18 protein-coding genes are annotated in these 19,485 nt (G+C 62.0%); 10 read left to right on the top strand and 8 right to left on the bottom strand.

The window, feature by feature from the left end:
- The first annotated feature begins 26 nt into the window (after window positions 1-26).
- The gene (locus Cth01_RS17820; protein ID WP_045839957.1) at window positions 27-1,070 is read left to right on the top strand and encodes an adenosine deaminase; all 1,044 of its coding nucleotides are present in this window, start codon (window positions 27-29) and stop codon (window positions 1,068-1,070) included.
- A 105-nt stretch (window positions 1,071-1,175) separates the two neighbouring features.
- Here the strand turns inward: Cth01_RS17820 and Cth01_RS17815 are convergent, their stop codons facing one another.
- From Cth01_RS17815 to glaH, 3 genes are all read right to left on the bottom strand, one after another.
- On the bottom strand, window positions 1,176-1,616 hold the full coding sequence (locus Cth01_RS17815) for an HIT family protein (RefSeq protein ID WP_034353633.1): 441 nt from the start codon (window positions 1,614-1,616) through the stop codon (window positions 1,176-1,178).
- 52 nt (window positions 1,617-1,668) lie between these two features.
- Complete coding sequence (locus Cth01_RS17810; protein ID WP_045839956.1) at window positions 1,669-2,910, bottom strand: alpha-hydroxy acid oxidase; 1,242 nt, start codon at window positions 2,908-2,910, stop codon at window positions 1,669-1,671.
- 100 nt (window positions 2,911-3,010) lie between these two features.
- Window positions 3,011-3,934 (bottom strand): glutarate dioxygenase GlaH, encoded by a 924-nt coding sequence (gene glaH, locus Cth01_RS17805; RefSeq protein WP_034353626.1) that lies wholly within the window; start codon window positions 3,932-3,934, stop codon window positions 3,011-3,013.
- Window positions 3,935-4,038: 104 nt separating this feature from the next.
- On the opposite strand from glaH, the gene Cth01_RS17800 reads away from it, so the two are divergent.
- The 3 genes from Cth01_RS17800 to dcd all read left to right on the top strand — a co-directional run bounded on the left by Cth01_RS17800 (window position 4,039) and on the right by dcd (window position 7,100).
- Window positions 4,039-4,935, top strand: coding sequence for a LysR family transcriptional regulator (locus Cth01_RS17800; protein WP_012839484.1), 897 nt, complete (start codon window positions 4,039-4,041; stop codon window positions 4,933-4,935).
- A 242-nt stretch (window positions 4,936-5,177) separates the two neighbouring features.
- Window positions 5,178-6,470 carry a guanine deaminase gene (gene guaD, locus Cth01_RS17795; RefSeq protein ID WP_045839955.1) on the top strand — a complete coding sequence of 431 codons (1,293 nt, stop codon included), beginning with the start codon at window positions 5,178-5,180 and terminating at the stop codon, window positions 6,468-6,470.
- Between the two features lie 63 nt (window positions 6,471-6,533).
- Window positions 6,534-7,100: a dCTP deaminase gene (gene dcd / locus Cth01_RS17790; protein WP_003052512.1), complete on the top strand. Its 567-nt coding sequence runs from the start codon at window positions 6,534-6,536 to the stop codon at window positions 7,098-7,100.
- A gap of 77 nt (window positions 7,101-7,177) precedes the next feature.
- Here the strand turns inward: dcd and nadB are convergent, their stop codons facing one another.
- The 3 genes from nadB to Cth01_RS17775 form a co-directional block, all read right to left on the bottom strand.
- The gene (gene nadB, locus Cth01_RS17785) at window positions 7,178-8,704 is read right to left on the bottom strand and encodes an L-aspartate oxidase (RefSeq protein ID WP_045839954.1); all 1,527 of its coding nucleotides are present in this window, start codon (window positions 8,702-8,704) and stop codon (window positions 7,178-7,180) included.
- A gap of 15 nt (window positions 8,705-8,719) precedes the next feature.
- Window positions 8,720-9,862, bottom strand: coding sequence for a quinolinate synthase NadA (nadA, locus tag Cth01_RS17780; RefSeq protein WP_486701328.1), 1,143 nt, complete (start codon window positions 9,860-9,862; stop codon window positions 8,720-8,722).
- Between the two features lie 204 nt (window positions 9,863-10,066).
- A complete protein-coding gene (locus tag Cth01_RS17775; protein WP_045839953.1) occupies window positions 10,067-11,026 on the bottom strand; it encodes a delta(1)-pyrroline-2-carboxylate reductase family protein in 960 nt (319 codons plus the stop codon).
- 157 nt (window positions 11,027-11,183) lie between these two features.
- Between Cth01_RS17775 and Cth01_RS17770 the strand changes: the two genes are divergently transcribed.
- The 3 genes from Cth01_RS17770 to Cth01_RS17760 all read left to right on the top strand — a co-directional run bounded on the left by Cth01_RS17770 (window position 11,184) and on the right by Cth01_RS17760 (window position 14,165).
- Window positions 11,184-11,513, top strand: coding sequence for a hypothetical protein (locus Cth01_RS17770; protein WP_034380505.1), 330 nt, complete (start codon window positions 11,184-11,186; stop codon window positions 11,511-11,513).
- Between the two features lie 143 nt (window positions 11,514-11,656).
- The gene (gene ypfJ, locus Cth01_RS17765; RefSeq protein WP_034353614.1) at window positions 11,657-12,532 is read left to right on the top strand and encodes a KPN_02809 family neutral zinc metallopeptidase; all 876 of its coding nucleotides are present in this window, start codon (window positions 11,657-11,659) and stop codon (window positions 12,530-12,532) included.
- A gap of 211 nt (window positions 12,533-12,743) precedes the next feature.
- Window positions 12,744-14,165, top strand: coding sequence for a DEAD/DEAH box helicase (locus Cth01_RS17760; RefSeq protein ID WP_034353612.1), 1,422 nt, complete (start codon window positions 12,744-12,746; stop codon window positions 14,163-14,165).
- Window positions 14,166-14,226: 61 nt separating this feature from the next.
- On the opposite strand, the gene Cth01_RS17755 is transcribed toward Cth01_RS17760, so the two are convergent.
- Window positions 14,227-15,081: a symmetrical bis(5'-nucleosyl)-tetraphosphatase gene (locus Cth01_RS17755; RefSeq protein WP_045839952.1), complete on the bottom strand. Its 855-nt coding sequence runs from the start codon at window positions 15,079-15,081 to the stop codon at window positions 14,227-14,229.
- A gap of 273 nt (window positions 15,082-15,354) precedes the next feature.
- On the opposite strand from Cth01_RS17755, the gene Cth01_RS24360 reads away from it, so the two are divergent.
- The 3 genes from Cth01_RS24360 (at window position 15,355) to Cth01_RS17740 (ending at window position 18,092) form a co-directional block, all read left to right on the top strand.
- A complete protein-coding gene (locus Cth01_RS24360; protein ID WP_233425218.1) occupies window positions 15,355-15,669 on the top strand; it encodes a hypothetical protein in 315 nt (104 codons plus the stop codon).
- 819 nt (window positions 15,670-16,488) lie between these two features.
- Window positions 16,489-16,779, top strand: a complete 291-nt coding sequence (locus Cth01_RS17745; protein WP_003052529.1) for an H-NS histone family protein — start codon at window positions 16,489-16,491, stop codon at window positions 16,777-16,779.
- Between the two features lie 122 nt (window positions 16,780-16,901).
- Complete coding sequence (locus Cth01_RS17740; protein WP_045839951.1) at window positions 16,902-18,092, top strand: FAD-dependent monooxygenase; 1,191 nt, start codon at window positions 16,902-16,904, stop codon at window positions 18,090-18,092.
- A 61-nt stretch (window positions 18,093-18,153) separates the two neighbouring features.
- Here Cth01_RS17740 and Cth01_RS17735 read toward each other — a convergent pair whose 3' ends face one another.
- Complete coding sequence (locus tag Cth01_RS17735; RefSeq protein WP_045839989.1) at window positions 18,154-19,419, bottom strand: MFS transporter; 1,266 nt, start codon at window positions 19,417-19,419, stop codon at window positions 18,154-18,156.
- Window positions 19,420-19,485: the final 66 nt, after the last annotated feature.

The raw sequence follows: 19,485 nt of genomic DNA, 5'->3' as shown, positions 1-19,485 counted from the left end.
GGCGCGTAGCGCCAAGGAGAATAAAGATGAACACCGTGCCTGCCGTAGATGTTTCCCGTCTGCCGGAGCTGCTGCGAGCCATGCCCAAGGCCGAGCTGCATATGCATATCGAGGGTTCGCTGGAGCCCGAACTGATTTTTGCGCTGGCGCAGCGCAACAAGGTGGCTCTGGCCTATGACAGCGTGGAAGCTCTGCGCGCGGCCTATGCCTTCACCGATCTGCAGAGCTTTCTGGACATCTATTACGCGGGTGCCAGCGTGCTGCTGCACGAGCAGGACTTCTACGACATGGCGCGTGCCTATCTGGATCGCGTCGTGGCCGACAATGTGGTGCACACGGAAATCTTCTTTGACCCGCAGACCCACACCGAGCGCGGCGTGGCCATGGAGACCGTCATCAACGGTCTTTACCGCGCCTGCCGCGATGCGCAGATCGAGCAGGGCATTTCCTCCTCGCTGATCCTGAGCTTTCTGCGCCATCTGAGCGAAGAAAGCGCCCTGCAGACGCTGGAGGCCGCGCTGCCGCTGCGTGACCGCTTCATCGGCGTGGGGCTGGACAGCAGCGAGCTGGTCAATCCGCCCGAAAAGTTCGCCCGCGTTTTTGCGCGCTGCAAGCAACTGGGCCTGCACCTGGTGGCCCATGCCGGGGAGGAGGGGCCGCCTGCCTATATCTGGGGTGCTCTGGATGTGCTGAATGTGGAGCGCATCGACCATGGCGTGCAGTCAGAGCAGGATGCGCTGCTGATGCAGAGGCTGGTCAAGGAGCAGATACCGCTGACGGTCTGCCCTTTGTCCAATCTCAAGCTCTGCGTGATCAAGGACCTGGCCGATCACAATTTGCCGCGCCTGCTGGCGGCCGGGCTCAAGGTCATGATCAACTCGGACGACCCTGCCTATTTCGGCGGCTATGTCAACGAAAACTACACCCAGCTATTTGCTGCCACGGGCATGGGCGCGCCCGAGGCCTACCAGCTGGCGCGCAACAGCCTGGAAGCGAGTTTTGCCGCTGAGGCGCAGAAGGCCGAGTGGATTGCAAAGCTGGATGCAATATTCGCGCAATTTGCGGCTTAAAAATAGGAGCTTCCAGCGCTTGCTATATGTGGATTTCAGATGGTTTTCTATCTGAAATCTATGAATATCAATCGCTGACAGCTCTTTTTTTATCAGTGGCTTGCTTCAGGAAAGCTGGGCCTTGATGCGCTCAGCCAACTCTCCCAGTGCCGCAAAGCCCGGCTCCTCGCGCTTCCAGACCACGGACAGGCCATCGCCCTCGAAGCGCGGCAGCACATGCAGATGAAAGTGAAACACCGTCTGCCCCGCAGGCGCGCCATTGGCCTGGAAGATGTTGATGCCGTCGGGATCGAAAGCCTTGTTCACCGCAGCCGCCACGCGCTGGGCCGTCTGCATCACGGCGCCGGCTTCCTCGGGCGTCAGCTCCAGCAGATTGACGGCATGGCGCTTGCTGGCTACCAGCACATGGCCTCGTGTGGCCTGGCCGATGTCCATGAAGGCGATGGTCAGATCGTCCTCATAGACCTTGGCCGATGGAATCTCCCCTTTGACGAGCTTGCAGAAAATGCACTCGCCAGGGGGCGAGTGGTCTACAAACATGGGCATGACGCTCTCCTTTTTTATGGTTCAAGCGTTCTATCTTAGAGGCTGAGCGGTTTCAGGCCCGCGTCGCGCGCAGGCAGCTTGGGGTGATCTCGGCCATGGATGTCGCGCCCAGCATGGCCATATTGCGGTCCACCTCGTCACGCAGCAAGGTGATGGCGTGATGAACGCCCTGCGCACCGCCAACTGCGGCGGCGTACATGAAGGGGCGGCCCAGAAACACCATGCGCGCGCCCAGGGCCACGGCCTTGAGCACATCGCTGCCGCGGCGAATGCCGCTGTCCATCATCACGGCCGTGCGGTGGCCCACGCGGTCCACCACATAGGGCAGCATCTGCAGCGGCGCGACCACGCCGTCGAGCTGGCGGCCGCCGTGGTTGGAGACCACGATGCCTTGCGCACCGATATCGGTGGCCATCACGGCATCGTCTTCGTTGAGGATGCCCTTGATGATGAGGTTGCCCTTCCAGCGCTGGCGAATGCGTTCGATGTTCTTCCAGTTCAGGTGGTCACGGCCCGAGGTGTCGCGGATGGCAGTGCCCGACAGCAAAGGCGCGCCGCGCGTGGCAAACGAATTCTCGAAGTGCGGCATGCCGTGGTTGATCAGCGTGCGCAGCATGGTGCCCACCATCCAGCGCGGGCGGGTGATGCCGTCATAGGCCAGGCGCAGCGAGGGGCGCAGCGGCATCGAGAAACCGGTGCGCACATTGTTTTCGCGGTTGGCCCAGACGGGGATGTCCACGGTGATGACCAGGGTGCCGAAGCCTGCGGCTTCGATGCGGTCGATCAGGCCGTCGATGCGCGTGGTGTCGCCGGGCAGATAGGCCTGGAACCAGGTAGACGGTGCGGCCTTGGCTACATCTTCCATGGGGATCAGCGAGGTGCCGCTCATGATGGCGGGAATGCGGTTGGCAGCCGCCGTCTGTGCCAGCACCAGATCGCCTCGGTAGGCGTTGATGGCGCTGATGCCCACGGGGGCCACGCCGAATGGCGAGTCCCAGGTCTGGCCGAACAGCTCGACCTTCTGGTTGCGCTGCGACACATCCACCATGACCCTGGAGCTGAAGCCGTATTGCTGGAAGCTGTCACGGTTGGCCTGCAGCGAGACGCAGTCTTCAGCCGCGCCGGAGACATAGCCAAACAAGGGGCGGGGCAGGTGCTTGCGTGCGGCGGCCTCGAAGTCATGCAGCGACAGAATGTTCTGCAGATGACGGGGAAGCCCTGCGCGTTGGCCGTAGGCGGCTTGCGCTTTGGGGGCGGAGGCTGCGTTTGCAGCAGGGGCTTGTGACGATGCCATGGTAGGGCGCCTCGGGAGCGAAATTCAGGGGTTTAACTGGCTGCGCCCCCGCACACTTGCGGTGCACGGGGGCGTGACAGAAACATCAGGTGTTCAAGGTTTACTGAGCGAATGTACCGCGCTGACGCATCAGCTCGCGGTGCAGTTGCTCGTTACGCTCGAACGGTGCGCGACCGTGCACATAGAAGTAGTTGTTCAGAACCACCAGGTCGCCAGCGGGCAGGCTGACGGTGCGGGTGCCGGGCGAATTTTCCATCGATTCGGACAGGTTCTGCAGATATTCGGCTTCTGCGTCGTTGGCGGGCTGCACGAACTGGTCGATGAAGGAGATCGACAGGCCGAACTCGCCGTGGAAGAACACGGGGCGTTCCACGCGCTCGTTCACGTTCTTGGAGCCCGGGGCCTTGTACAGCAGGGGCTTGGCGCCCAGCGGGTCCTGCACGAAGCAGTCCAGCTCGCTCCAGTCGTCCAGGTGCAGAAAGCGCGACTCACCGCCCACGGCGTTCTGCTCGTCGAACTTCATCATCAGCAGCCAGTCGGTGGCTTCGGTCACGAAGGTGCCGTCGGTGTGCATGGTGAACAGACGGTAAGCCTGGCGCAGATAGGAGTCGCTGGCGTCGGTGTGCTTGACCAGGAAACGTGCGTAGTACTTGTTGGACATGGAGTCGTGGTTGGCCGGGCCCAGGATATGGCCGATGGCGGTGCCGAACTTCACGTAGTCGTCGCTATCCTGGCTAACGCCTTCCAGACCCAGCACAAAGCCGCCATGCTTGCGGTCCTTGATGATGTTCACCAGGGTCTCGCCAAAGTCGGCACCCATGTGGGCCTTCAGGCGGCGTGCCAGATGAAAGCGCATGAAAGGCACGTACTCGAGGTTCTGCACGTCGATATCGCGCACATCGGCCAGGAAGGCGTTCAGGGCTTCGGTGTTCAGGGTCAGCTTCAGCAGGCGGGGATGCTCGGGGTGAGCGGCGATCTCGTAGGCGGCAGGCTGAATCAGTTGCTGGGGGGTAGTAGCGTTCATGGTGGGCGGGTACTTCAATCAGGAATGGTGTGATTGAACACTTCTTGTTTGATACGATCTATGGGGTTAAATGCATTTTTTGATAAGAATTTCAGATTAAATCCATGCTCAGCTACCGCCAACTCGAGCACTTCGTCACCGTGGCCCAGGAGCTGCATTTCTCGCGTGCCGCCGACAAGCTGGGCGTGGCCCAGTCCGCCGTCAGCGTGCAGGTGCAGCAACTGGAGCAGCAGCTGGGCGTGCGCCTGCTGCAGCGCAACAAGCGCAAGCCCATCACGCTGACCGATGCGGGCGAGCTGCTTTATGACGAAGCCGTGGCCGTGCTGCGCCATATGGAGCGGGCCCAGCAGATCGGGCAGCTGGCGGCCCAGGGCATGAGCGGTCATGTCAAGCTGGGCTATATCTCCTCGTCCGTGACCTCGGGTGTGCTGGCGCGCATGCTCACGCAGTTCCGCCCCGGCCATGAGCAGGTGCACATGCAGGTGCTGGCCATGGAGACGCCGCGCCAGCTGCAGGCGCTGCAGCAGGGCGAGATCGATGCCGGTCTGCTGCGGCCGCGCCGACGCTACCCAGAGGGCGTCAAGGCGGTCATCGTGCACAGCGAGCCCTTCATGGTGGCACTGGCCGAGAACCACCCGCTGGCACGCCATGAATCCATCAGCGTGGCCGATTTGCGCGGCCAGACCTTTATTGCGCCGCAGTTCATCAACGAAAGCGAAGGCTTTGCCGAGGTGCTGGCGCGGCTGGCCGAGACGGCCGGGTTTTCGGCTCGCGAGGCCTATCGCGTCAACGACTTCGTCACGGCGACCAGCCTGGCTGCTGCCGGGTATGGCATTGTGGTGCTGCCCGAGTCGAACCGCCTGCTCAATCAGCCGGGCGTGGCCTTCAGGCCGCTGCGCGACTTCAAGGAAAACGTGCACATGGCACTGGCCTACCGCGAGCGCGAGAACTCACCCGCGGTGCGCGCCTTTCTGGCCGTGGCCAGAAGCTGCGCCGCCTAGTTACGCGGCTGCGGGCAGGGCGGTGTTGCAGCGCAGGGTTTCGGGTGTTTAACTACCTAAAGTGATAGCTGCTATCGCTTGCTGATATTGGTTTATGGATATGAATTGCATTGAAATCAATGTATGAAAAGCGCAATAAGCTTTGTTATTGATAGCGCAAGCCCTGGCCTGCGCGCAGCCGTATAGCCTCTATAAGCGCTGCCGTGTTCCGCAGGCAAGATCGGGCGCGTAAGCTCTGGTCCATGAAAATCTATCGTAGTGCCCTGCTGCGCTTCGCCGATGACGGCCAAGCGGTTTATGACTCCGACGCCTTGCTGGCGATTGCTCCCGATGCCGCGGGTGTGCAGCGCGTGGTGGCTGCGGGCAGCTGGCAGGCGCTGGCCGACCAGTACCTTGAGCGCGAAGGCGTGCAAGTCATTCACCTGCCCGGCAAGCTGCTGGCACCGGGCTTTATCGACCTGCATATCCACTATCCGCAGACCGATGTGATCGGCGCGCCGGCCCCGGGCCTGCTGCCCTGGCTGGAGAACTACACCTTCCCGCACGAGTCGCGTTTCCACGATCGCGAATATGCCGATGGCGTGGCCGATTTCTTCATGAACGAGCTGCTGCGCAACGGCGTGACCACGGCGCTGGCCTTTGCAACTTCGCATCCGGCATCGGTGGATGCCATCATGACGGCTGCGCAAAAGCGCAGCATGCGCATGATTGCCGGCAAGGTGCTGCAGGACCGCAACAGCCCCGACGGCGTGCGCGACGACACCGAGCAAGGCCTGATCGACACCGAAACCCTGATCCAGCGCTGGCATGGCGTGGACCGCCTGGGCTATGCGATCACGCCGCGCTTCGCGCCCACCAGCACGCCCGAGCAGCTGCGCGGTGCGGGCGAGCTGGCAGCCAGGTACGGCGATGTCTGGATCCAGTCCCATGTGGCCGAGAACCTTGACGAAATTGCCTGGGTCAAGGAGCTGTTCCCCGCCGCGCGCAGCTATCTGGCGGTCTACGACGACTTCGGCCTGATGCGCGAGCGCGCCGTCTATGCGCACAGCATCTGGCTCGATGAAACCGACCGCCAGCTCATGCATGACACGCGCTCGGCAGCGGCCATCAGCCCGACCAGCAACCAGTTTCTGGCCAGCGGCTATTTCGACTACCTCAAGGCCGACCAGGCAGGCATGCTCTATGGCCTGGCCAGCGATGTGGGCGGTGGCATGAGCTTCTCGCCGTTTCGCACCATGCAGGCCGCCTATGTGGTGGGGCGCGAGAGCCATGCCAAGCAGGGTCAGAGCCTGTCGCCGCAAAACCTGTGGTGGCAGCACACGGCAGGCGCTGCGCGTGCGCTGGGCCTGCAGGGCGTGATCGGCAATCTGCAGCCCGGCTGCGAGGCCGACCTGGTCGTCATCAACCCTGGCTGCACGCCGCTGCTGGCGCGCAAGACGGCCCAGGCGCGCAATCTGGACGAGCTGCTGTTTGCCATGATCATCCTCGGAGATGACCGCCTGATTGAGCAAACCATTGTTTCTCAAGCAAAATAGCGGTCTTGCGCTTGATTTGTGAGCGCACAACGCTATGAAAAATCAAGCGATACAGGATTTCTAATGAGCATCAAGAGCGACAAATGGATCCGTCAGATGGCGGAGCAGCACGGCATGATCGAGCCTTTCGAGCCTGGCCAGGTGCGCCAGGTCGACGGCAAGAAGATCATCAGCTACGGCACTTCGAGCTATGGCTACGACATCCGCTGCGCCCGCGAATTCAAGGTCTTCACGAATATCCATAGCACGGTGGTGGACCCCAAGAATTTTGACGAGAAGAGCTTTGTCGACTTCGAGGGCGACTACTGCATCATCCCGCCCAACAGCTTTGCACTGGCCCGCACGGTGGAGTATTTCCGCATTCCCCGTGACGTGCTGACCGTCTGCCTGGGCAAGAGCACTTATGCGCGCTGCGGCATCATCGTCAACGTGACGCCCTTCGAGCCCGAGTGGGAGGGCTATGTGACGCTGGAGTTCTCCAACACCACGCCGCTGCCGGCCAAGATCTATGCGGGCGAAGGCTGCGCCCAGGTGCTGTTCTTCCAGGGCGACGAGCAATGCGAAGTCAGCTACAAGGACCGCAACGGCAAGTACCAGGGCCAGCATGGCGTGACCCTGCCCAAGGCCTGAGGCCTGTTGCTCCGCCAAAAAAGCCCGCTGCGGATACAGCGGGCTTTTTTGCTTTCCAGGATGGCTGCTGGGCGGGATCAGGCGGCTGCTGCTTCGAGGGCCGGCCAATCCAGATTGCAGTGCGCGCCCACGCTGGCATGGCGCTGCAGCGCCGCGTCCACCATCAGGCTGCACAGGGCCAACTGGTTGCGCAGTGCAGGGTCGACACCGCGCCATTGAGCGCGCCACAGCACCAGTTGCTTGGCCGCTGCAATCAGGCTATGGTTGCTGCGCACAATGCCCACGTTGTGCAGCATGAGCTGCTGCAGCAATTGGCGCATCTCCTGCTGGCTTTCAGCGCTCAGGCTCTTGCCGGGCTTGCGCTGCCTGCCAGGAATAGCCGCGGGCTTGTGCAAGGGCTGCTCGGCCATGCGCAGCGCGGCAGACCTGCCCATGACCACGCACTCCAGCAAGGAGTTGCTGGCCAGACGGTTGGCGCCATGCAGGCCGGTGCGGGCCACCTCGCCAATCGCCCATAGCCCGGCCACGGCAGTGCGGCCGTCCACATGGGCCTGTACACCGCCGCAGGCATAGTGGGCACAGGGCGCAACAGGGATGGGCTGGGTGGCAATGTCTATGCCGTACGCAGCACACAGTGCCATGACGCCGGGGAAATGCTGCTCCAGCCAGTCGCGGCTGCGGTGTGTGATGTCCAGCAGCACATGGGGCAGCTGGTGGGCACGCATCTCGCGGTCGATGGCGCGGGCCACGATGTCGCGTGGCGCCAGTTCAGCGCGTGGGTCGTGGCGCAGCATGAAGCGCTCGCCGGGCTGGCCTTGTCGGTCCGGCAGGCAAAGCAAGGCTCCTTCGCCGCGCAGCGCTTCCGAGACCAGGCCCACGGACCGGCCGCCCACCTGCAAGGCCGTGGGGTGGAACTGCATGAATTCCAGGTCGCGCACGACACAGCCCGCGCGCCAGGCCATGGCAATGCCGTCGCCGGTCGCCGTGGCCGGGTTGGTGGTGCTGGGGTAGATCTGGCCCATGCCGCCCGTGGCCAGCACGGTATGGCTGGCCAGCATAGGCTGCTGCTGGCCATCGGCATTGCGCACGTTGGCACCCACGCAGCGCTGCTGCACGTCCAGCAGCAGTTCCATGGCGGTGCAATGCTGCAGCAAGGTGATGTGCTTCAGATGCCGGCAGGCTTGCAGCAGGGTCTGGTGCACGGCCTGCCCGGTGCGGTCGGCCGCATGCACAATGCGCCGAGCGCTGTGACCGCCTTCGCGCGTCAGGTGCAGGCGGCCGTCTGCATCGGTGCTGAAGGGCACACCCAGGGCCTGCAGCCAGGCGATAGCCTGGGGGCCTTGCTCCAGGATGCGGCGCACGGCGCCTTCGTCGCAGAGGCCGGCGCCGGCGATCAGCGTGTCCTGAACATGGGCTTCCAGGCTGTCGACGGGGTCCAGCACAGCGGCAACGCCGCCTTGGGCCCAGGCGCTGGCGCATTCGTCGGCACTGCTTTTGCTGAGCACGGTGATGCGCAGTGTGTTGGGCAGGCTGAGTGCCAGCGTCAGGCCGGCAAGTCCAGAGCCGATGATGAGTACATCGCTGCAAGTCTGAGATTGGGGCATGGTGCTTGTTCTCTCTCAGGCCGGACCGAAGTTCTGGAACAGGGCTGCGTCGCGTTCCAGCTCGCCACTGGCGCGTACCGGCTGGCGCTGGGCAGCGGCAAAATCCAGCATGCGCTGTATGGGCTTGCGGGCGGCCAGGCCCAGCATCGCGTCAAGCTCGATGGCACCGCTGCCTTGCAGCAGGGTCCGCTCCACGCCCGGCAGGCTGTTCATGGCCATCCAGGGGCAAAAGGCACAGCTTTTGCAGCTGCCGCCCGTGCCCGCCGTCGGGGCAGGCAGAAAGCGCTTGCCCGGATAGCGCTGGCGCATGTCGTGAAGAATGCCCTGGTCGGTGGCGACGATAAAGGTGTCGGTGGGCAGCCTGCCCACGGCGGCGATCAGCTGGGTGGTGGAGCCCACCACATCGGCCAGCGCAGTGACGGCGGCCGGCGATTCGGGGTGAACCAGAATCGCGGCCTCGGGGTGGGCATTGGCCAGGGCCTGCAGCTCGTCGGCCTTGAATTCGTCATGGACCACGCAACTGCCCTGCCACAACAGCATGTCGGCACCGGTCTGTTGCTGGATGTGGCTGCCCAGGTGGCGGTCGGGTGCCCAGAGGATTTTCTCGCCGCGCGCGTGCAGGGCGGCCACGATGTCCTGCCCAACCGAAGAGGTGACTACCCAGTCGGCCCGGGCTTTGACGGCAGCGCTGGTGTTGGCATAGACGACCACGGTGCGGTCGGGGTGGGCGTCGCAGAAGCGGCTGAACTCGTCGGCCGGGCAGCCCAGGTCCAGCGAGCAGGTGGCATCGCCGTCGGGCATGAGCACGGTCTTCTCGGGGCTGAGGATTTTTGCGGTCTCGCCCATGAAGCGCACGCCGGCCACGATCAGGGTCTTGGCGGGATGGTTGGCACCAAAGCGCGCCATCTCCAGCGAGTCGCCCACGCAGCCGCCGGTATCGCGTGCGAGGTCCTGCAATGCACCGTCCACATAGTAGTGGGCGACCATGACGGCATTGCGTTCCTTGAGAAGAGCCTTGATGCGCTGCGCCGTCTCGCGCTGCTGCTGGCGGTCTTGCTGCGGCAGCACCCTGGCCCAGGCCTGGCCTGTGCTGCACTGGCTGCTGCTGCCCGGTGCGGGTTGGTCGAATTCCACGGTTCTGATCGTCATCGTCTCCATCCTGAGTTGCGCTGTTAAATATTTATACTCAATCTGAGTATTATTAAAACCGCTTTTTTTGAATTTGTCATCAGGGAGACAAATTAGGCTGGATGGCGTTGCTTTTCAGCGCAGTCAGTGCTCGGGAAGACAATCCAGAGCATGGATGGATCGCTTATTCAGCAATGACTTGATGCTTCTGAAAAATGAGCAAGTGGAGGATGCTCAGGTGGATTGCCTGAGCAGGTGCTGGCGCAGGGCCAGGCGGGTGGCGGCCAGATCCCAGCCGCCCCAGCCGCAGGATTTGAAGAGTACAGGCTTCGTGGAGCGCGACCAGTCCTGATGCACCACGGCGGCCAGCGTGGGCAGGGTGTCGACCTCGATGCCGGCCTGCAGCAGGTCGCCGGCCTCGTGCGCAGCATCGGCGGTGTCGACGACGATCTGGCCCTGGTGCAGAAAGCGTCGGCACAACTCGGGATCCAGCTCCACCATTTGCGGCGTGAAGGCGCCGACAGCGCAGACAAAGGCATCGGGTCTTGCCGCCTCATGCAGCACCACGGCCTGCGCGGGCGTGCAGGTCACAATCAGCGGGCAGTGCCGGGCGGCCTCCTCCAGGTCGTCGGTGATGCGCGCATGCAGACCCAGGTCGTGGGCCTCGTCTGCAAGCCGCTGCGCGCTGCTGGCACTGCGCGAGTGAATCCAGACCTCCTGCGTGCCAAGACCCTGGGCAAAAGCCTGCAGATGGGCGCTGCCCTGCACGCCGGCGCCGACGATGAGCAGCGCGCCTTGAGGCCTGGGGGCCAGGCGGCGCGCCGCCAGCAGCGAGACGGCTGCGGTGCGTCTGGCCGTGACGGTGGGGCCGTCCAGAATCAGTTGACGCACTCCGGTCGCTGCATCAAAAACCACGATATCGCCCTGAATGGTAGGTCTGCCCATCCGGGCATTGCCTGGCGTGAAACTGATGAGCTTGGTCATGACCACCTGGCCATCGGTGGCCGGCATGCAGAACAGGCAATTGCCCGCAGCCGTCGGCATGACGATGCGTGGCGGAACCGAGACACTGCAACTGTTTTGCGGCTGGCGTAAAAGTGCTTCGATCTCGTCGGCCAGGGCGGACCATGGCAGCAGTGCGGCAGTGGCGCGGGCGTCCAGAGACGCTGTCGAGGGTTGGGTCTGGGCATTCATGGGCAGTCGTATGGGGGCAGCGGACAAGCTTCTGAGCTTACAGAATTGCAAGCCCGGCCCGGTGTTGACCGACAGAATCTCGCAGCACGAACGCTTCTGGCGAAGGCTGCCAGCGCGCACAATAGCCACTGTCTTATCCTTCGATTCTGTCGTACACATGTTTGGCTTTTCTCCCCGCTCCGGGCAACGCAAGGACCCTACCTGGACACAAGCGCCTTCCAGCCGTGGTCATGTCGAGCCTGTCTGGCGGGATGGCGGCTCGGCTGCAAGCTATGAGCCGACCCAGCAGCAGGCGGCAGCACCGCGCAAATCCTCTTCGGCCAAGCTCTGGGTATCGGCGGCCCTGGCGGTGGTGGGCCTGCTGGCAGTGGCCTTTCTGTTTCTGAGCATGGTCGATGTGGTGGAGGAACAGGTAGCCCGCAACCAGCCTCAGTCGATGCCTGGCGCGCCGGGCGTGCCCTTGATCTCCACGCCTGCCGGCCGCTGAACACCAGGCCAAACGTCAACAATGCTGCGCTGCAGCTTGACTGAGGTGGCAAAAGCACAGCTTGATACCTGCATTCGGAGCCGCAGCCCTTAATATCGCCACCCGGCGCAGGCCGCGTGCAACACAGCTAAGGAGTAAGCACCATGAGATGGGAAGGTAACCGCGAGTCGGACAACGTCGAGGATCGCCGTGGAGACGGTGGTGGTGGTGGCGGTGGTTTTCCCATTGGTGGTCGCAGCATCGGCATCGGCACCGTGGTGCTGGCGCTGATTGGCTGGGGCGTGTTCGGCATCAACCCACTGACCACGATTGGCGTTCTCTCCGGAGGGGGCTCGCCCCAGGTGCAGCAGGCTCCGGCGCATCGCCCGGCTGGCGATGATCAGGGGGCCAAGTTTGTCTCCACGGTGCTGGCTTCAACCGAGGATGTCTGGACCCAGATCTTCCGTGAAGGCGGTGCTCAGTATCAGAACCCCAAGCTGGTGCTGTTCACCGGCGTGACGCGCACGGCCTGCGGCACGGGACAGTCGGCCATGGGGCCGTTTTACTGCCCGGGTGACTACAAGGTCTATCTGGACATGGACTTCTTCAACACCATGAGTCGTCAGCTTGGTGCTCCCGGTGAGTTCGCGCGCGCTTATGTGGTTGCCCACGAAGTGGGCCATCATGTGCAGAACCTGCTCGGCATCTCGGGCAAGGTGGACAGCATGCGTGGCCGTGTCAGCGAACGCGAGCAAAATGCCATGTCCGTGCGCCTGGAGCTGCAGGCCGACTGCCTGGCCGGCATCTGGGCCAACAAGTCGCAGCAGGCCAAGAGCTGGCTGGAGCAGGGCGATATCGAGTCGGCGATGAATGCCGCACAGCAGATCGGCGACGATAAGCTGCAGCGCGAAGCCACGGGCACGGTGCGTCCCGACAGCTTTACCCATGGCTCCAGCGCCCAGCGTGTGCGCTGGTTCACCCAGGGCTACAAGAGCGGCAGCGTCAAGGCCTGCGATACCTTCGCAGCTCAGTCGCTTTGAGCCACAAGCTGGCCTGAACCAGGCGTGTGCACTGTCACACGCCTTTGTTTTTGGGGCGGCAGAATGTGAAAATCCGGGTTATCCCGATAGATTGCACGGGATATTGGCAAGGCTTTTTACGCGTGAAAACAGAGGGGGCGAAGGCTTTTCATCTGCAGAAAATCACAAAGCCAACGCGAAAAACCCACTCGGTGCGACAATAACGCCCTCAATGACAAGCTCTTTCTCCAATCTTCACTTGGCTGAGCCCCTGGCACGCGCAGTGGCCGACATGGGCTATGAGTCCATGACTCCGATTCAGGCGCAGGCCATTCCGGTGGTATTGACCGGCAAGGACGTCATGGGCGCAGCCCAGACCGGCACAGGCAAGACGGCGGCTTTCTCCCTGCCCCTGCTGCAGCGCCTGATGCGCCATGAAAACGCCTCGGCATCGCCTGCCCGCCATCCGGTGCGTGCCCTGGTGCTGCTGCCCACGCGTGAGCTGGCCGACCAGGTGGCACAACAGATTGCCCTGTACGCCAAGCACACCAAGCTGCGCAGCACCGTGGTGTTTGGTGGCATGGATATGAAGCCCCAGACCATCGAGCTGAAAAAAGGCGTCGAGGTGCTGGTGGCCACGCCCGGTCGTCTGCTGGACCACATCGAGGCCAAGAATGTGGTGCTCAATCAGGTGGAGTATGTGGTGCTGGACGAGGCCGACCGCATGCTGGATATCGGCTTTCTGCCCGATTTGCAGCGCATCCTCTCCTATCTGCCCAAGAGCCGCACCACGCTGCTGTTCTCGGCCACGTTCTCGCCAGAGATCAAGCGTCTGGCCGGCAGCTATCTGCAGGATCCGGTGACCATCGAGGTGGCTCGTCCCAACGAGACTGCATCCACCGTGGAGCAGCGCTTCTACAAGGTCACGGATGACGACAAGCGTTACGCGATTCGTTCCGTGCTCAAGGAGCGCGACATTCGCCAGGCCTTCATCTTCTCCAACAGCAAGCTGGGTTGTGCGCGTCTGACGCGAGCCCTGGAGCGTGACGGTCTGCGTGCCGCCGCACTGCATGGAGACAAGAGCCAGGACGAGCGCCTGAAGGCGCTGGAAGCCTTCAAAGCCGGCGAGGTGGATCTGCTGGTCTGTACCGATGTGGCCGCGCGAGGTCTGGACATCAAGGATGTGCCCGCAGTCTTCAACTACGACGTGCCTTTCAATGCGGAAGACTATGTGCACCGCATCGGCCGTACCGGCCGAGCCGGCGCATCGGGCCTGGCAGTGACTCTGGTGACCGATCATGACAGCCGCAATGTGGCCGACATCGAAAAGCTCACCAAGAAGAAGATCGAAGTCGAGCCCGCGCCCATGCTGGATTTTCGTCCCGCACGCCGCAGCCGCAGCGACGAGGAGTATCGTCCGCGTCGCGAGCGCGAATTCGATGCAGCATCGCGTGGCGGTCATGCGCATCGTCCATCGCGCATGGCCCAGCGTCCTGTCAATCTGGATCCGTTCTTTGACAAGCCCTATGAGGCCAGCAGCGTCAGCGAGACCGCATCCTGGGACAGCAAGCATGCAGCCCCGGTCAAGAGCACAAGCATCAAGCCCAAGCGCAAGATTGCCGCTTTGTTCAAGGCTCCCGTCGTGGCTTCCTGAACACAGGGTCATCGCGCCACAAGAAACGCCTGCGGATGCAGGCGTTTCTTTTTTTGAAGCTTCAGCCCTTGCTGCCAGGCACCTGAGCCTGCGGGCACTGCAGCTGTATCAGCTCTCGTTCGTCCATGCGCTCCCCGATTCTCATCATGCTGAGGCAGCCTCCCCAGACGCAACCGGTGTCCATGGCCATCAGATCGGGTCGGTTGACATGGCCCAGCGTGGACCAGTGCCCAACAGCCATGGGTGTATCGGCAGTGAGCCGGCCCGGCACATCGAACCAGGGCATCAGTCCTTCGGGTGCGTGATCGGCGGATTCCGCGCTCTCAAAATCCATGACGCCGTCGGCACTGCAAAAACGCAGGCGGGTAAAGGCGTTGACGATGCAGCGCAGCCGGTCATCGCCTTGCAGGTCGGTGGACCAGCGATCGGGCTGGTTGCCGTACATATTCTGCAAAAAACGCCCATGGTCGGCATGCTGAAGCACGGCCTGAACTTCGGTGCTCAAGGCCACGGCATCCTGCACATTCCATTGAGGAAGCACGCCGGCATGCACCATGAGAAGGTTCTCACCCAGCGCATTGGTGTGCAGGCGAGCCAGAGGCTGCTGGCGCAGCCAGTGCAGCAGGGCATCGCAATCGGGTGCGCTCAGAACCTGGGCCAGAGTGTCGCGCTTGCTTTGACGGCGAAGGCCCCGGGCTGCGGCCAGCAGGTGCAGGTCGTGATTGCCGAGCAGAGGGCGAATGGCATCGCCGCCCTGCATGCAGCGGCGCAATACCTCGGCGGATTTGGGGCCGCGATTGACAAGGTCGCCGAGCACGTAAAGTGTGTCCCGACTTGCGGAAAAATCCACGGTTTGCAATAAGCGCTCGAAAGCGTCATCGCAGCCCTGGATGTCCCCGATACAGTAAAGTGCCATGGTCTTCTTTCTGGTGGACGAGTCAGGGATTTTCTGCTGTTTGCATTGCTGACACTGCTTAACAGGGTGTTTGTAATCTCGAAACTGGCATTGGCCTTCCGATTGCAGGGCAGGATTGCCGGCTTTGGCAAAGTTCGTGAGCAAGGACGCCCAAGCTGTGCTGGAGTTGCTTGAGAGTCCACGCAGTTTCTGTCTTTCGTGCAGCTTGGAATTACCTCCATCGGACGCTCAACGGTATTGGGGTGGGGTTGCGATCAGCGATGGATTGGCCGTTTGGCTGATATCTCCGGGAATATCGGAAAAGAGAGCAACCATTTCGGCAACGACTATCGTCGTAACTGCTATTACATTTATAACGATTATCTTTGGAGAGCTGGCTCAAAAGCGTATCGGGCAGCCCTATTCAGAGCTGGTTTCGGCATGGCAAGGCGCTCCATGGCCTGGGTTGCATCTATCGCAAAGTCCTTTGTGCGTTTGTTGTCATTTTCAACGCATCTCATATTGACTTTGCTGCGGATTAGTGAGTTCGCCTGTGCAGCAATGACCGAGGAAGAAATCGCAACTGGTTTGGAGCAGGGCTTCAGCTAGGTTTGATGGAGGTGCATGAACATCAGGCGGCGTAAGCGTATTTCATTTAGACGATATTTATTTGACGTATTCAATGTTATTTACGCCGATATGTATTGACTTGGTGGCGAAATGGCGATGCGTCAGGTTCTGCAGGCCTGTGCCTGGCTGTTGCCCGGATGGAGAGCTGGGAAGACATCCTGGTTACTGCATGCCGAAGCCAGCTGGATGAGATGCAAGGCATCATCGGCGTGCCCAATAGGTCGGTAGTCGCTGAGAAATCACAAGACTTGCAAGGAGAGCAGGCGCTGGCTTTGAAATTTTTTCCTGAGACTTGATGTGAGATGAGGCTGCTGGATCAACTGCGTGCCAATGCAGGGAGCGGGGTGTTGGTCGTCGAGGAATATGGGGCGGAGCAGGGCATCACGACACCGCATGGTTGGCTCTAAGTCAGTGCCAGAGAGCTTTGCTCCTTGGAGGAGGCTGAGGTCTGGGCAACTCGCAGAGAAGACGGATTCTGACTGCTCAAGGTGCTGGTGCCTATTCAGAATTGAAGGCCGGGCTGACTATTTGAGTATTGCCAGGCGAAGGCTGGGGGCGCCATAAAACGCCGGCCGGGTTATTCCCTGCCACAGCAGCCATTTGCCCGGTCTGGAGTGGTTTGGATGAAAGCGTATCGACAAGATATTGGCAGCTCCGGAGGCTGAATAGCTATTTATTAACACGTAGTTGCATTTTATAAATATTCTGAATTGTGGTTTTTGCTTACTCAGAAAATTATGAATTTGAAATTCCGGCATTTATAATGAATCCACTTTAATCAACCAAGAAGCGCAAATCATGAGCACTTACAAGGAACTCCTGAAGCAGAGAGAAGAGCTGGAACAGCAAATCAACGAAGCCCGTTCGCGTGAACTGGCCGAAGCCGTGAGCAAGGTTCGCGGCCTGATTGCCGAGTACGGCTTGACTGCTGAAGATGTTTTCCCTCCCGCTCGCGCGCGCTCTTCCGCCAATGCTGGCGCCAAGGTGGCTCCCAAGTATCGTGATCCTGCAACGGGTCAGACCTGGACCGGCCGCGGCAAGCCACCAAAGTGGATTGCAGACCAGGATCGCGAAAAGTTCGCCATTTGATCTGCTTTTGCGCACGTTGAAAGAGCCCGCCTTGGCGGGCTTTTTTCATGGCTGCAAGGTTTGCGGCAGCGCAAACAAGAGTTCTCTTCGATGCTGGTGACTACGCGGCACAATAAGAGTCCATGAACAAGCAGGTGTTGATTGCGGGGGGCGGTATTGGCGGTCTGGCAGCAGCCATTGCGGCGGTGCGGGCTGACTGGGATGTGCGCCTGTTCGAGCGTGCAGCGCAGTTTTCCGAAGTCGGAGCCGGTATTCAGTTGGGACCCAATGTGGTGCGCTGTCTTCAGGCATGGGGGCTGCAGCGATCATTGCAGCAGGTCGTGGCCTGTCCTTTGTCCTTGCGAGCCTGCAGTGCCGTGACAGGGCAAGAGCTGGGGCGATTGCCCCTGGGCGCAGATATGGTGCAGCGCTATGGAGCCAGCTACCTCACCATTCATCGCGCCGACCTGCACCAGATTCTGCTGGAGGCCTTGCAGGCTCTGCCAGAGGCTCACCTCAACCTCGACCAGTTCGTCAGCAGCTATAGCCAGCAGGACGGCGTGGTCACCATTCGCACCAGTACCGGCAAGCTCATCGAGGGCGATGCCCTGATCGGCGCTGATGGCGTGCGCAGTGCAGTGCGTGCACAGATGCTGGGTGATGGCCCGCCGCGTGTGACCGGGCACCTGGCTTACCGTGCCCTGGTGCATCAGGCCAATCTGCCCAAGCGCTTGCGCACCAGCGAGGTCACGGCCTGGCTGGGGCCGCAATTGCACGCCATTCAGTATCCCGTGCGCCGGGGCGAGCTGCAGAATCTGGTGGTCATTGTGCAGGGGCCGGCCCCCGAGGATCTGGACAGCTGGGATCACTCGGCCAATCTGCCTGATCTGCTCCAGCATCTTCAGGGCGCATGCGCTTACCTGCAGGATCTGGTTCAACATGTTCCCGATGTGGGCGGCGAATGGCGTTTGTGGCCGGTGGCCGACCGGCAGCCGGTGTCGTCAGAGGCCCAGATGGCGCAGGGCCTTGTAGCCCTGCTGGGCGATGCGGCCCATCCCATGCGTCCCTATCTGGCGCAGGGTGCGGGCATGGCCATCGAGGATGCAGCCGAGTTGCAGAGTGCTCTGTCCATGCATGATCTGGATGTCAGTCTGCGGCTGCGCCGCTATGCGCTGAATCGCTGGCAGCGCAATGCCAGGGTGCAGGAACGCTCGCTGCGCAATGGCCGGATCTTCCATGCGACAGGGCCTGTTCGCTGGGGGCGCGATCTGTCGCTGCGCGCCCTGGGCGGGCGCATCATGGATGTGCCCTGGCTCTATGAGGGCGCGCTCTAGCAACCGGTTGCCATAACCGGAATGGTTTTCGCGCCGCTGCCTGCTTGGCAGATAGACAGCTTCAATTGCTGGCCTTGTGCAGCAGCGGCGAAGGTTTGATGAGCTGGTAAGCCAGCACGCCGCTGCCCAGCATGGCGGCAATCATCAGCATCACGGCTTGATAGATGTCGGCATTCTGGCGTTCCGCAACGCCTGCGACCAGACCGGACAGCCACTGCATGAGCGCGGCTCCGAGAAACATGGCCATGGTGAAGATGGACAGTGCGCGTCCCGTCGTGGCCGGTGGGTAGGATGAGCGCACATCGGCATAGATCAGCGTGCCGTAGCCCGACAGCACGCTCATGACCAGCAGCAGCAGCACGCTGCCTACGGATTGGTGGAGCAGGGCCAGTGCTACAAAAACGGCTGCCATGAGCAGCGCAAAGCGTGCAATGCGCTGGCGACGCCTGGCCGGACCGGGGTCCAGCCGGCCGAACATGGAAGGCACAAACAGCGAAATGACGGAGCAGGCCAGGGCCACATTGCCGGTCGTGACCAATGAAAACTGGTAGCGATCCATCAGCATGGGACTGAGCCAGAGGCCGCGCACGGTGAGAAACGAGGCATAGCTGACCATGCCCAGCAGCACAATGCCCCAGGTATGGGGCAGCAGCAGCAGGCTGCCAAAACCCTGCAGCGCCTGCATGAAGCCGGGCTTGGGCTGGGAGTCCCCAGGAAGCTCGGGCTCGTGCACCTTGAAGAAAATCAGCAGCCAGGACAGCGCACTCAGCACCGCCAGCAGCGCAAAGCCGGCGCGCCAGCCCATGTGCTGCACCAGCCAGGCCATGGGTGTGCCGGTAAACAGCAGGCCCAGCCCGCCCAGGCCAAGGCCTATGCCCGAGAGGTAGGCAAATTTATCGGCCGGAAAGTGGCGCGCGATGAACATGGTGCTGGCCAGAAAGGCGGGCGAGCAGCCCACGCCGATCAGCAGCTGACCCAGCATCAGCCAGGAATAGCTGGGTGCCAGTGCGGACAGCGCGGCGCCCGCAATCGACAGCGGAAAGGCCAGCAGCACGGTGCGGCGCAGCCCATAGATATCCATGCCTATGCCCATGAGCAGCTGGGCCACGCCGAAGGACAGCGCAAACAGCCCGGCAAACGATCCCAGCGACTGCGCGGACAGGCCGAAGTCCGTGCGCAGACCGTCGGCGATGATGGAGGTGACGGTTCTGAAGGCCTGGCTCAGAGCAAAGCCAGTGAGCAGGCAGACCAGCATGGCCCAGGCGGAAGAGTCGGGCTTGGGGCCGGTGTTCGGCGCAGCCTCGGCGGCGCTGTGATCGGAGGGCATGGGCATTTTGTTGCGATGTTAGGTTTTGCACGGAGCCTAAAGAATTCAGGCTGCCCGCGCTGTCAC

The organism is Comamonas thiooxydans, from assembly GCF_000964545.1.
Classification (GTDB): Bacteria; Pseudomonadota; Gammaproteobacteria; order Burkholderiales; family Burkholderiaceae_C; genus Comamonas; species Comamonas thiooxydans.
Note: the sequence above shows the minus strand (reverse complement) of the source record. Positions and strands in the feature narration are given on the sequence as shown.